This is a genomic window from Thalassomonas actiniarum (genome assembly GCF_000948975.2).
Taxonomy (GTDB): Bacteria; Pseudomonadota; Gammaproteobacteria; order Enterobacterales; family Alteromonadaceae; genus Thalassomonas; species Thalassomonas actiniarum.
In genome coordinates, this window is record NZ_CP059735.1 from 5,368,052 (window position 1) to 5,380,767 (window position 12,716).

The 12,716-nt window shown below is 48.1% G+C and carries 13 protein-coding genes; 2 read left to right on the forward strand and 11 right to left on the reverse strand.

Annotated features, from left to right (window positions below; translation table 11 throughout):
- Positions 1-21: 21 nt before the first annotated feature.
- From mshL to SG35_RS23460, 5 genes are read right to left on the reverse strand one after another with little or no spacing between them, the layout of a single operon-like run.
- Positions 22-1,698 (reverse strand): pilus (MSHA type) biogenesis protein MshL, encoded by a 1,677-nt coding sequence (gene mshL / locus SG35_RS23440; protein WP_044830526.1) that lies wholly within the window; start codon positions 1,696-1,698, stop codon positions 22-24.
- Between the two features lie 14 nt (positions 1,699-1,712).
- Positions 1,713-2,084 (reverse strand): hypothetical protein, encoded by a 372-nt coding sequence (locus tag SG35_RS23445; protein ID WP_044830527.1) that lies wholly within the window; start codon positions 2,082-2,084, stop codon positions 1,713-1,715.
- A gap of 1 nt (position 2,085) precedes the next feature.
- Complete coding sequence (locus SG35_RS23450; RefSeq protein ID WP_053042737.1) at positions 2,086-2,814, reverse strand: hypothetical protein; 729 nt, start codon at positions 2,812-2,814, stop codon at positions 2,086-2,088.
- On the reverse strand, positions 2,814-3,485 hold the full coding sequence (locus tag SG35_RS23455; RefSeq protein WP_044830529.1) for a PilN domain-containing protein: 672 nt from the start codon (positions 3,483-3,485) through the stop codon (positions 2,814-2,816). Before SG35_RS23455 ends, SG35_RS23450 begins: the two co-directional genes overlap by 1 nt.
- Positions 3,485-4,363 carry a hypothetical protein gene (locus SG35_RS23460; RefSeq protein WP_152646446.1) on the reverse strand — a complete coding sequence of 293 codons (879 nt, stop codon included), beginning with the start codon at positions 4,361-4,363 and terminating at the stop codon, positions 3,485-3,487. Before SG35_RS23460 ends, SG35_RS23455 begins: the two co-directional genes overlap by 1 nt.
- 157 nt (positions 4,364-4,520) lie before the next feature.
- Here SG35_RS23460 and SG35_RS23465 point away from each other — a divergent pair, with 157 nt between their 5' ends.
- Complete coding sequence (locus SG35_RS23465) at positions 4,521-5,465, forward strand: 1-aminocyclopropane-1-carboxylate deaminase/D-cysteine desulfhydrase (protein WP_044830530.1); 945 nt, start codon at positions 4,521-4,523, stop codon at positions 5,463-5,465.
- Positions 5,466-5,764: 299 nt separating this feature from the next.
- Here SG35_RS23465 and rplI read toward each other — a convergent pair whose 3' ends face one another.
- From rplI to rpsF, 4 genes are read right to left on the reverse strand one after another with little or no spacing between them, the layout of a single operon-like run.
- On the reverse strand, positions 5,765-6,217 hold the full coding sequence (gene rplI, locus SG35_RS23470) for a 50S ribosomal protein L9 (protein ID WP_044830531.1): 453 nt from the start codon (positions 6,215-6,217) through the stop codon (positions 5,765-5,767).
- An 18-nt stretch (positions 6,218-6,235) separates the two neighbouring features.
- The gene (gene rpsR / locus SG35_RS23475; RefSeq protein ID WP_044830532.1) at positions 6,236-6,463 is read right to left on the reverse strand and encodes a 30S ribosomal protein S18; all 228 of its coding nucleotides are present in this window, start codon (positions 6,461-6,463) and stop codon (positions 6,236-6,238) included.
- A gap of 9 nt (positions 6,464-6,472) precedes the next feature.
- Positions 6,473-6,781, reverse strand: a complete 309-nt coding sequence (gene priB, locus SG35_RS23480; RefSeq protein WP_044830533.1) for a primosomal replication protein N — start codon at positions 6,779-6,781, stop codon at positions 6,473-6,475.
- A 9-nt stretch (positions 6,782-6,790) separates the two neighbouring features.
- Positions 6,791-7,213, reverse strand: coding sequence for a 30S ribosomal protein S6 (rpsF, locus tag SG35_RS23485; RefSeq protein ID WP_044830534.1), 423 nt, complete (start codon positions 7,211-7,213; stop codon positions 6,791-6,793).
- 267 nt (positions 7,214-7,480) lie between these two features.
- Between rpsF and SG35_RS23490 the strand changes: the two genes are divergently transcribed.
- Positions 7,481-9,331, forward strand: a complete 1,851-nt coding sequence (locus SG35_RS23490) for a methyl-accepting chemotaxis protein (protein ID WP_044830535.1) — start codon at positions 7,481-7,483, stop codon at positions 9,329-9,331.
- A gap of 66 nt (positions 9,332-9,397) precedes the next feature.
- Here SG35_RS23490 and rlmB read toward each other — a convergent pair whose 3' ends face one another.
- Positions 9,398-10,153 carry a 23S rRNA (guanosine(2251)-2'-O)-methyltransferase RlmB gene (gene rlmB, locus SG35_RS23495; RefSeq protein WP_044830536.1) on the reverse strand — a complete coding sequence of 252 codons (756 nt, stop codon included), beginning with the start codon at positions 10,151-10,153 and terminating at the stop codon, positions 9,398-9,400.
- Positions 10,154-10,189: 36 nt separating this feature from the next.
- Entirely contained in the window at positions 10,190-12,640 is a 2,451-nt protein-coding gene (gene rnr / locus SG35_RS23500; RefSeq protein WP_044830537.1) for a ribonuclease R, read from the reverse strand.
- Positions 12,641-12,716 lie beyond the last annotated feature (76 nt).

Here is a 12,716-nt window from a genome sequence, read left to right on the forward strand (position 1 = left end):
ACACGGCTTTTTGCTCATTTATCAGGATTTTTCTTCTGGAAACCATTGTTTTAGCAGGGATCTGGCATCTTCTAACTGGTTATGCCAGGTATCCTGTCCAATGACGATAGGTTTTAACATGATCACCAGTTCTTTTTTCTGGCTTGCCTTACTTTTATTTTTAAACATCTCACCCAAAATCGGCAGATCTCCCAGCAAAGGTGTTTTCGATTCCAAATCGGTCTTCTGGGTTTCAATTAGGCCGCCGATGACTACGATTTCACCGGATTTAGCCTTCACTATGGTATCTGACTCCCGGACACTGCTTTGCGCCAGCGGCAAAACATAATCCCCTTCGCTTAAGGTGATAACTTTTACCTGCTCTTCAATCACAGTAACCGAGGGATGGACATGTAAAATCACTTCGCCGCTGCCGTCGATTTGCGGCGTGACATCCAGGGCAATACCGCCAAAAAAGGAGGTTAATTCAACTTCCGGCGATGTCGTGGTGGTTGAACCGGTAGAGGTAGTATTACTGGATAAACCGGTCACAAAAAATTCGTCTTCACCAACCTTGATCACCGCCTTCTGATTATTGGTGGCGGTAATGCGCGGGCTGGATAACACCTGGACATTACCCTGGGTGGATAATAGAGAAATCACACCATTAAAATCGGCATTTACAAAGGAGAGGCTGGTCACCCCGCCTATGGCTTTGGAAATGACATTGCCGGCAATCCTTTCCCCTGAGCCGTTGGTGCTGGTGGAAAAACCAAGATCCGTGCTGCCAATATGGCCGACAACGCTTTGCCAGTTAATGCCCTGCTGGAAATCATCATTGAGGGTAACTTCCATAATTTTCGCTTCAATAATCACCTGGCGTCTTAAGCGGTCCTGGCTGTCGTTGATAAAGTCTTTCACCGCCTTAATTTCATCCGGCAAGGCGCGCACCGTCACCAGCCCGGCATGGGGTGAGATAAACACAGATCTGTCTTCCCCTTCACCAATCAACACCTGCAGGGTTTGTTCAAGTTCGCTCCAATAATCCGAGCTGCTTTCCGTCTGAATATTGATACCGCTGCCGCCCTGGTTATTGCGATTATTATTGTTGTTGTCCGAGTCATTATTATTATTCGATGAATTATTGCTGGAGTTATTATTGCTATTGCCGCTGCCCTCGACATTTTCCGAAACCCCGCCGGAATTGATCTGGGTACTGGAGTGGCCAAAACGTTTCACGAACAAATAATTTAACGGGATCGTTTCGGTGCGGATCCCCGCCGGAAAAACCTGGATAATTTTGCCCTGCCGGTTGATATCAAAACCATAAAGCTGCTCCAGCACTTCCAGCACTTCATTCAGGGTGACCCCTTTAAGGTTAAGGGTGATATTGCCGGAGACCCCGGGGTGTACCGCAACACTATATTGGGAATCATCGACGATGGCGGCAAAAAATTCCGCCGCCGGGATCTGGTTGGCGGCAATTTCCAGGCGTTTTTCCGCCAACAGGCTTTGTTTTCCCTGCTCCAGGCCCTGCGCCATCAACTCCTGGTTGACAATATCAGGTACCTGCTCCAGCGGTTTGGGCGCTTTGAACTCGGCACTTTCACTGATGGCTTGCTCTAACGCCTGGTTGATCTCTGTTGGCGCCTCGGGCACCGACTGGCAGCCCAACAGCAGCACAGAGCAGATAAGCGATGATATTTTTAACTGTTTCATTCGATAAATTCTTTTCATTGTTGTTTTTTTACTTCGCCGGAAAACTCTGCGCCGGAAAGCTCTTCACTGGAAAGCTCTTTACTCGAAAATATGGCGCCGGAAAATAGGGATAACTCAAGCTGATTTTCTGCAGACTTTAACAGTACCGAAGAAGGCCTGATTTCAACCACCCGGTATCCACTGATGCTGTCCCCCTGACTCACCACTTCACCATTAATCACCGCTTTATGTGCCTGCTGTTTGCGGATAATGGACTGCAGTACGATATCGCCTTTACTTTTTATCGCAGCAGCCGTCTGCCCCGGCACAAGGGGCCGGGTAGGATCAGCCCCCTGCCAGGCACACACGGGAAGCGATAACAGAAAACATACTAAAACTAACGTCAATCTACACACCGATAAAAGCCCTCTTGGTACTCAGGCTATAAATTTCCACCTCCAGCTCACTGCTGGGATACTCAACTAAGCGGTAATCGAAGTCTTGCCAGAAAAAACGCCAGGAGAGTTTTTCCATTTGCGCCAGATAATCCCGCAATTGAAAGTAACGCCCCTGAAGTTTCAACTTAATGCCGTGGCGATATAAGGTCATGGCTTTAAACTCGCCATCACTTTCCGCCTTCGTGCTGTTTTTTTGTTCACTGCCTGATGCTGCCGCTGAAACTTGTGTTGCCGGCTCCTGAGTTGGCGGGGCTGAAATTAACTCCCTCGGCGGGAGCAGTTCAAACGAAAGCAGTTTGATCTCAGGCTGCATAGCCAGTAAATCGGTAAGTGCATAACGCATTTGCACCGGATCGATCAGATCTGAGGTTAAGGTCAACAACTGCTGATCGGCAGCTAACAGTTCTTGCTCGTATTGCTTCAGCTGCTGCTTCAAGGCAATATTGGGATCCCGCTTTAACGCCTGCTGCAAACTGGAAACCGACTCACTTAAGCCCTTATTCGACGAGGTCAACTGCTGCTTTTGCTGTTGCAGGTTGCGCACCCCCACCAGGTTTTTATCTATGGCCAGGGTAAAAAAGGTAAAAACAATCAACACAGTACCGGTTAACAGGATCAACAGCTGCTCCCTTTGGCTCAGGGATAAAAACTTTTCACTTAACTGCTGCCATTGCTGCATTATTTTTGCCCCATCAGAGAAAGTAAACTGGCTTTTTTCACCCCGTCCGCGGATTTATCATCCCCTTGGGCCGCTATAGTGGCCGAAGTGCTGACTTTAAATTTCAGGTGCTGCTCCTGATCAGGGTCCTGCGCTAGGCTAAAATCAGAAAAAACCTGGCCGGACAACACACTCGATTGTTCAAAATTGGCCAGCCACTGCGGTACCGCCTGGGCAGAACGGGTCGAGCCTTCAAAGCTTATCTGCTTACCGGCGATGCTGATATGCTCTAAACTGATATCCGCACTATGAAACTTGGCCAGTTCGGTCATGGCCCCGGAAAAACCGGCAACGTAACTGCCGGAAGCATCCGTTAGCTGGCCGTGCAGGCCTTGCTTATTGGCAACAATAAGTTTCATGGTCTCGAGTTTAGCCAATAGCAGCGGGTCTGGTTTATGCCGGGTAATATCCTGCTCTAACTTTTCCAGCAGTTTTGTCTGTTTATTCTTTTGTGAGTTCAACTGCCCGACCTCGGCCTTAACCTGAGTTAAGCTGTAATCACTGCTATACCACCAGCTCAACATCAAGAGCAAAACCACGGTCCACAGCGCCAGCACCCGGTTTAAGGTGAGCAGGGCTTTTGGCGGCAATAATTCCGGCTGTAACAGGTTAATAGCGGTTTTTATCGCCATCAGAAGACTCCCCGGCGATCGGCTAAAATCGCTCCCCGGGCCGCAGACTTTTCACGCGGCACCGACTCCTCCAGAGCTAGCAGGGTCACAGGCATATTGGTATTTTCACCGAGTTTCTCCGCCAGAAACGCCTCCTGCGCCATCGGCAACATTAAACGAATATGTTTAATCGGTGCCTGTTTCAACTGGCGTTCAAAGAAATCACTCGACCTTTGTATTTCCAAGCTCAGGGCATCAACCACGCCCGCCTGTAATTCAAGCTCAGAGCGCCGGGCAATCTCACTAAAGCCCCGCAAGCGGCGATGAAAGTAAATTTGTCCCTGCTTGATAATTATTAACACAATTTCTTCATGCGGCTGCTGGCATACCAGCAAACAGGCATCTTCTTCCGGCGGCAACAGGGCGCTAAAGGCAAACTCTTCGGTAATAATGCTTTTTAAACGCAGGCGTTTCTCCTGCAGCAGGGTCACCATTTCCTTCAACACAGACTGGCGCGCACAAACGACATTTATTTTTTGCGGACTGTTCGGCAACTGCGGCGCATCAAAATAATCCAGTACCATATCTTCTGGAGGAAAAGTGACTAAATCTTTTACCTGCCACTTTAACGCCGCATTAATCTCATCGGGGGGCACCTGGGGCTTATCCAGCTGCACTACCTGATAAAACTGGGATGACAGTACCAGGTGGCACTCCCCTTTGAGGGAGCCGTCCTCGGCAAGTTTCATCAGGCCAAGCTGGTAATTATTATCAATTAAGGGAATTTCCTGCGCCTGAGGCGCTGAATTTTCAGGAAAATAGCAAAATACCAGGGCATCCTGGCGTAAGCTGATACCAAGCTGGTGATGAGATTCTTTTTTTACAAAGAATTTTGTCAATGAGTTAATAACTGGCATTTATCAATATTATTATTGCTATTGGCATGATGCTATAATCCATTATCGTCTATTCATCTCGCGGCGCAAGCTTTTTAATTTTAAAAAACAAAGCTTAAGAGATCAAAATCAAGGTCTGGCGCCGACAGTTAAAATTTTTATGCAAACTCACTCTCCTTTACAAACTATACAACACCCGCTCTTTGCAAAACATAAGCTGGAGGTAAAAATTAAACGGGATGATTTGATCCACCCGATTATTTCCGGCAATAAATGGCGTAAACTCAAATACAATCTCAGCTTTGCTAAAGAACAGGGATTTAAAGGAGCGCTCAGTTTTGGCGGCAGTTACTCCAACCATATCCACGCCCTGGCTTTTGCCTGCTACCAGCAGCAACTTCCCTGTCGGGGCATCATCCGCGGTGAAAGCCAATATGCGGCCAATTGCACCTTAAGCCAGGCACAGTCGTGGGGCATGGAACTCACCTTTGTCGATCGCCAGACCTACCGCTTACGCCATGACCAGGCTTACCTGCAAGAGCTGCAGGCCTTATACCCGGACTATTATATTATTCCCGAAGGAGGCAGTAACGAACTGGCCTTGCCCGGTGTCGGGGAAGTGATCATGGAATTAAATGAGCAAACAGACTTTGATACCTTAATGGCCCCGGTAGGCAGCGGCGGCACCCTGGCTGGCTTAATTGCCGCCGATAACAATCAGCATCAGCTGCTGGGGGTGGCGGTATTAAAACAGCAAGATTACCTGATACAGGAAGTTAAACAGCTATTAGGCAGCAATGCCGGTCAACATCATCACTGGCAAATATTAAACACCTTTCACCGGGGCGGATATGCCAGGTTCAGCGAGGATGATTGTCAGCGCATTTTAGCCTTCAACCGGCAAACCGGTATCACCTTTGAACCGGTTTATTCCGGCAAAATGCTGCTGGCCTTGTTAGACTTAATCGAGCAGGAATATTTCCCGCCAGGACACAAAATTATACTCTTGCATACCGGGGGATTACAAGGTTTAGGCGGACTGTCGGAACGGGGCTTGATTAAGGGGAAAGACTGGTCTGTACCTGCTTTTAAAGCGGATACTTAGCTTATAGCGGGAGCCCTTTCTACCAGAAGTTCAGGCGGAGATACATCCATATAAACCCAGCTCATTCAAGTCCATTTGATCGCAGGATTGCTTGCAAGATGCAAGTACTTAGCTTATGCCGGGAGCATATAAGCTGAAATACATCCATGTATAAACCCAGCTCATTCAAGTCCATTTGATCGCAGAATAAATACATCCATGTATAAAAAAACACCGCACTTGTTGCCAAGGCGGTGTTTTTATTAATTTTAGTGGTTACCGGCTCATTCGCGAGGAATTCAGCCCGTTAACCGGTAAAATTAAGCTTCAGCGATAACAATTACTTTGATGCTGGTATCAACATCATTGTGTAAGTGAATAGCGATATCGAATTCACCCGTTTCGCGGATAGTACCTAAAGGTAAACGTACTTCAGCTTTAGCCACTTCAACACCAGCTTCGGTGATGGCATCAGCGATATCACGAGTACCGATAGAACCGAATAACTTACCTTCGTCACCGGCTTTAGAAGCGATAGTCACTTCAGCTAATTCAGTAACTTTAGCAGCACGAGCTTCAGCAGCTTTTAATACTTCAGCCAGTTTCTTTTCTAAGTCTGCACGACGCGCTTCAAAATGTTCAACATTTTCTTTAGAAGCGAAAACTGCTTTACCTTTTGGTAATAAGAAGTTACGAGCATAACCTGATTTTACGGTAACTTTGTCACCAAGACCGCCTAATTTGGCGATTTTATCTAGAAGAATTACTTCCATTATAAACCCCTTATTAGCTTACTTATGTAAATCGGTGTATGGTAAAAGCGCTAAGTAACGAGCACGCTTGATCGCACGACCAAGTTGACGTTGGTATTTAGCATTAGTACCGGTAATACGGCTAGGAACAATTTTACCACTTTCAGTGATATAGTTTTTCAGCGTAGCGATATCTTTGTAATCGATAGAGCTAACGCCTTCCGCTGTGAAGCGGCAGAACTTACGACGTCTAAAAAAACGAGACATGGATTTCTCCTAATTAATCATTTCAATCTGTTGGGCATGTAATACCAAAAGCGGATTACCGTTTCTGGATTCATGGCGGTTAATAAAACCACTCACTTTTATATTACTGCCTGCAGTTAAATCACGAGTTAAGTGTTGTGACCACTCCCCGGTTGCCACTACCTGCATCCTGACAAAGGCTTGCCGGTTCAAGCCAGCTTCGTTTTGTATAGAGCGGTGCTCTATCGAAAACTGACAATGATGAATGCCTGCCGGGCTGGTTGATAATTTAGGGGTCTTAACCACCTGCCCTACCAACACCAGGTTATTTTCAATCACAGACGACTATTATTCGCCGGCAGCTTCTTCTGCTTTTTCAACAGCAGCTGGGGCTTCAGCAACGTCTTTCTTAACTTCGCTGCGCTCTTCGCGACGGTCGTCACGACGTTCTTCTTTGGCAGTAGCCATAGCAGAAGCTTCAGTAACGGCAGTTTTAGTGCGCATGATCATGTTACGGATGATGACATCGTTATAACGGAAAGATGTTTCTAGTTCATCAATAACTACTTGAGGCGCTTCAATGTTCATAAGAACATAGTGAGCTTTGTGTAGTTTGTTGATTGGGTATGCTAATTGGCGACGTCCCCAGTCTTCAAGACGGTGGATTTTACCTTCGGCACCATTGATAAGATCAGTATAACGCTGGATCATACCTGGTACTTGTTCACTCTGATCAGGGTGAACCATAAATACGATTTCGTAATGACGCATTACGAGCTCCTTACGGTTGTAGCCTTATACCTGGCTCAGCCAACACCAGCATTAAGGCAAGGAACAAAAATTCTAGGGCTGAATTAAGGTCGCGTATTGTAGGGAAAACAGGCGAAAAAGGCAAGCTGCGGCCGGAGGTATTTTACTTTTAATTCATTTTTACCCGGTTATTTACTTATTTTACCCGGGGTGGCGGGCACCGGTTTTGAAATTAACCAGACTAACTGCTAAACCTATAGATACCTGTGCCTAAAGGGAGTTAGCGCCATGACCTTGCCTGTGCTAAGTCGTATCGCAAACCTTAGTATCAAACGAAAATTACACCTGTTATTTTTCCTGATCCTCGCCAGTATCCTGATACTTGGCTTAACCGGACAGTATTTTCAACATAAAATCGACACCCTGGCAACCATAAAAAGCCAGGTGCAAGATCTGCAGTTATTACAGCTGCAGCTGCGCAGAAATGAAAAAGACTTCCTGATGCGCTTTGACGCCAAGTACCCCAAACGCTTTACCGGTAATTACCAGACATTAACCGCCGGCTTATCCCGGCTGAGCGGGCAGCTGTCCCGGGAAGGTATCGACTATAATACCGAAAGTTTCAGCCGTTTAATGCAAAGTTATCAGCATCATTTTAATGCCCTGGTACAAGCCTATTTCAAAAAAGGCATCGCAAAGGATAAAGGCCTTTATGGCGAATTACGCGCCAAAAGCCACGAGCTGGAGCAGCGCTTTATCGATAACAATCACCAGCTGAATTATCTGACTTTGCTGAAAATCAGGCGTAACGAAAAAGATTATATGATGCGCCTGGAGCAAAAATATGCCGACCAGCATGCCCAGCTAACCGGACAGCTAAAACAAGCCCTGAAAAATGACAACCGCTCGTTGTTGCTGCTCGATAGCTATAGCCAGCTATTCAGCGCTTTTGCTGCCCTGACCGCGCAAATAGGTTTAGACGAAAACAGCGGCTTAAGGGGGGAGTTACGGCAAAGTGTACATCTGGCAGAGCAGGAGCTTAAAGCCCTGTCGGCAACCATCATCCAGGCCAGTTTGGCAAAAACCAACAGCAGCTACCTGAGCGCCATCATCTTATTTGTGCTAATCGCACTGGCACTGGCCAGCGCCATTTTTTATATGATCCGCACCATATTAACCCCGATCAATTACTTTATCGAAGATATCAACACCATCAAAACCAGCAAAGAAATGAGCCTCAGAGCCAGGAAAATCCGCGACGATGAAATCGGCGGTTTTGTCGATGTCTTCAATGACTTTATGAACTTTACCAACAAGGTATTACAACAGGTCAAACAGCTCTCCAATGTCACGTTTGATGTGCAAAACAATGCCGAGCAAATCTGCGGCCACCTGAGCCAGCAAATGGGGCAAAGTGAAATGGTGGCCTCGGCAGCCACCCAGCTCGAAGCATCCGCCAATGAGATTGCCGTCAATACCAGCGATACCGCGGAATCTGTTGCCAATGCCAATAAGTTTGTCAAACAGGGCCAGGAGAAACTTAAACAGGCAAGCGAGATGATCAGCCAGTTATCCGATAAATTAGTGCACTCAGATCAACAGATAAATACCTTAAATGAAAAAAGCACCGGCATTTCAGATGTCATTGAAGTAATTCGCAGCATCGCCGAACAAACGAATTTACTGGCCCTTAACGCCGCCATCGAGGCAGCCCGCGCCGGCGAACAGGGACGGGGATTTTCTGTGGTGGCCGACGAAGTCCGCATGCTGGCCACCCGCACCCAGGAATCAACCGAGCAAATTTCACAAATCATCAGTGAACTGCAACAGTTTACCCAAATCATTGTCACCGACACCCAAAGCTGTAAGCAGGCAGGCTTAAACAGCTTACAGAGCATCAACAGTACCAGCGATATCCTGGAGCAAGTGGTGGAAAAAATGAACCTGGTCAATCAAAAGAGCGCCAGCATCGCCACTGCAGTGGAAGAGCAAACCCAGGTCATGCACGAGGTTTCGCAAAGCATAGTGCAGATCAAAGACTTTACCGAGCAGGTAAGCACACATTCACAAAGCAACCTGCTTTCCTGTAAGGATGTGAATGAGCAAACCCGGGGTTTATTAAGTTTATCCGCCCATTAATAAGCTTGGAAAACAGCAGCGCAGGTTTAAAGCCTGCGCTGAAAAACCTTGCCTGCTCTCTCTTGTTTACAGGCGGCGCTGCCTGACCATCTCGAACAAACAAATCCCGGTAGCCACCGAAACATTCAGACTCGACACGCTGCCCGCCATCGGCAGTTTCACCAGCTCATCGCAATTTTCCCGGGTTAAGCGGCGCATGCCTTTACCTTCGGCGCCCATCACCAGTGCCATAGGGCCGGATAATTTGACATCATAAAGACATTTGTCGGTTTCACCCGCGGTGCCTATGAGCCATATCCCCATTTGCTGCAAACTTTTCATGGTACGGGCCAGGTTGGTAACCTGCACCAAAGGCACGCTTTCTGCGGCGCCAACGGCGACCTTGCGCACAACACCGGTTATCCTCGCGGCATTATCTTTGGGTACGATAATCGCCTGCACCCCTGCGGCATCGGCATTACGCAGGCAGGCGCCTAAATTATGGGGGTCGGTTACCCCGTCGAGGATCAGCAAAAATGCCTGCTCTCCTTTGGCATCCGCCCGGGATAAAATATCATCCAGATCGGCTTCCGTTAATGCCTTCTCCGCTTTAACCCGTGCCAATACCCCCTGGTGCTGCTCGCCGCTGCTTTTATCATCAAGCACTTTACGCTGAACAAACTGGGCATTAATACCGTATTTGCGGGCGAGATTAATCACCGGCATTAAACGTTCGTCATCACGGCCTTTTAACAGCCACAATTCAATAAAGCGCTCCGGCGCCTTTTCTAATAATGCTTTAACGGCATGAATGCCAAAAACGAGTTCTTCTTGTTTCGCCATGATCTTTTTTTACCTACTCAATGCTGTAAACCGGGTTTATTTCTCTTTCTTGCGGGCATTTTTCCCGGGTCTTGATTTTCTCGCCTTGCGCTTGGCCGCCTTGGACTTTTCTTTTTTCACCTTTTCTTTTTTAGCGCCTTTTGTCTTCTCTGTGCTTTTACCTTTGGCCGGCTTATCGCTTGCTTTGCCTTTGCCCGGGGCTGATTTGGTGCCCGCCTCGGCATTAGCCCGGCTTTTCCCGGAAGATTTTCCTGCTCCTTTGCCGGAGCGCCTGCCGCGAAGCGGTTTTGCCCGGCTCAGCACCGCATGCTCTCCGGATAACACCAGGTCGATTTTCTTCTCATCGAGATTAACGGCAGCCACTTTCACTTCCACCACATCACCGACATGGTATTTGGCGCCGGTATTTTCCCCGGTCAGCGACATGCGGATATCGTCGTAATGATAATAGTCATGCCCCAGGGAGGTAATATGCACTAAGCCTTCGATATGCAGCTCGCTTAAGCGGACAAAAAGACCAAAGTTGGTTACTGTGGCTATGACCCCGGTAAAGGTATCGCCGACATGATCCTGCATAAATTCGCACTTTAACCAGTCGCTGACATCCCTTGTGGCATCATCGGCACGCCTTTCCGTCATGGAGCAGTGTTCGCCAAGCTCAATCACCGCCTCTACCGGATAAGCGTAACAGCCGATATTAACGATATCGTCTTTCTGCCCCTGCAAAATGGCTTTGATCACTCTGTGAATAACGAGATCCGGATAACGGCGTATCGGCGAAGTAAAATGCGCATAAGAGCCCAAAGCCAGACCAAAATGGCCGACATTGTCACTTTGATAGACCGCCTGTTTCATCGAACGCAACAACATGGTCTGGATCAGCTCCTGATCCGGCCTGCCGACGACTTTTTCCAGGATGTTGGAGTAATCCGCCGGCTCCGGCTGCTCCCTGGCGGGCACTTCAATGCCGAGCTCGCCAAGATAAGTGACAAAGTTTTTATATTTATCTTCACTCGGTTTGTCATGCACCCTGAACAGGCCCGGTACCTGATGTTTTTCCACAAATTTCGCGGTGGCAACATTGGCCAGGATCATACATTCTTCGATGATCTTATGGGCGTCATTACGCACCACTTCCTCAACCGCTTCAATTTTACGCTGGGCATTAAAAATAAACCGGGACTCATTGGTTTCAAAGGCTATGGCGCCGCGCTTATTTCTGGCCTCGGTGAGGGCATGATACATTTGATGCAGATTTTCCAAATCTCCCACCAATGCAGAATATTGCGCGCGCAGCTCCTTATCGCCGTCAAGTATCGCCGCTACTTTGGTATAGGTAAAACGCGCATGGGAGCGCATCAGCGCCGGATAAAACTTCGAACCGGATAACTTGCCCTTGGCGCTGACCGTCATTTCACACACCATACACAGGCGGTCAACGTCCGGGTTCAGTGAACATAGGCCATTGGAGAGTTTTTCCGGCAGCATAGGGATCACCTGGCTGGGAAAATACACCGAATTACCCCGGCTGATGGCCTCGTCGTCTAACGCCGAGCCGGGACGTACATAATAACTGACATCGGCAATCGCCACCCACAACCGCCAGCCGCCGCTTTTTTTCTGTTCGCAATACACGGCATCGTCAAAATCGCGGGCGTCTTCGCCGTCTATGGTCACTAAGGGTAATTCGCGCAGGTCGATACGCCCTGCCTTAGCCTTGGCATCCACCTCTTCCGCCAAAGGCTCCACCTCATCAAGCACCGATTGGGGCCACTGGTGCGGCAGATCATGCTCGCGCAGGGCAATTTCGATTTCCATACCCGGCGCCATATGCTCCCCTAACACTTCCACCACCTTGCCGACGGCATTGGCCCGCCTGGTGGGCCGCTGAATAATGTCCACCACCACCATCTGGCCATGGCGGGCGCCGTGTTTTTCATCCGGGGAAATCAAGATATCCTGCTTGATGCGGGCATCGTCCGGCACCACACAGGCAATATTATGTTCGACAAAAAAACGCCCGACGATACCGGCTTTTCGCGGCTCGACCACATTGAGGATTCGAACTTCTTTGCGCCCTTTTTTATCCAGGCGCTCGATCAGGATAGCTTCAACGATATCGCCGTGGAAAACCCTTTGCATTTCATGGGAGGAAATATAATAGTCTTTGCCGCCGCTGTCGGGGGCAAAAAAACCATAGCCGTCTCTGTGGCCGATAACCTTACCCGTCAAGACACTGTCTTTGGGGGCGAGCACATATTGTTTGAATTTATTAAAAAATAACTGGCCGCTGTTTTCCATCGCCCGCAAACGACGTTTCAGCCCTATCTGCTGTTCGTCTTGATGATAATTGAGGGCTTTACACAGAGCGTTAAAGGTATAGGGGGAAGGTGCTTTTTCAATGATAGAGAGCAAAAGTTCTCTGCTTGCTACCGGGTTTTCGTATTTTTCAGCTTCTCGCTTGGAAAAGGGATCTTTATGTGTCACAGGCTAGGGTCGTTGTTTTTTTGTCTAGTATATCCCAGAATAGCATTCAAATACATCAACTAGAGATAAACTGACG

What these genes read in the sequence shown, in the direction of transcription:
- mshL (WP_044830526.1), bottom strand. Translation starts at nt 1,698, where the DNA reads ATGAAACAGTTAAAAATATCATCGCTTATCTGCTCTGTGCTGCTGTTG.
- SG35_RS23450 (WP_053042737.1), bottom strand. Translation starts at nt 2,814, where the DNA reads ATGCAGCAATGGCAGCAGTTAAGTGAAAAGTTTTTATCCCTGAGCCAA.
- SG35_RS23455 (WP_044830529.1), bottom strand. Translation starts at nt 3,485, where the DNA reads ATGGCGATAAAAACCGCTATTAACCTGTTACAGCCGGAATTATTGCCG.
- SG35_RS23465 (WP_044830530.1), top strand. Translation starts at nt 4,521, where the DNA reads ATGCAAACTCACTCTCCTTTACAAACTATACAACACCCGCTCTTTGCA.
- rplI (WP_044830531.1), bottom strand. Translation starts at nt 6,217, where the DNA reads ATGGAAGTAATTCTTCTAGATAAAATCGCCAAATTAGGCGGTCTTGGT.
- rpsR (WP_044830532.1), bottom strand. Translation starts at nt 6,463, where the DNA reads ATGTCTCGTTTTTTTAGACGTCGTAAGTTCTGCCGCTTCACAGCGGAA.
- rpsF (WP_044830534.1), bottom strand. Translation starts at nt 7,213, where the DNA reads ATGCGTCATTACGAAATCGTATTTATGGTTCACCCTGATCAGAGTGAA.
- SG35_RS23490 (WP_044830535.1), top strand. Translation starts at nt 7,481, where the DNA reads ATGACCTTGCCTGTGCTAAGTCGTATCGCAAACCTTAGTATCAAACGA.
- rlmB (WP_044830536.1), bottom strand. Translation starts at nt 10,153, where the DNA reads ATGGCGAAACAAGAAGAACTCGTTTTTGGCATTCATGCCGTTAAAGCA.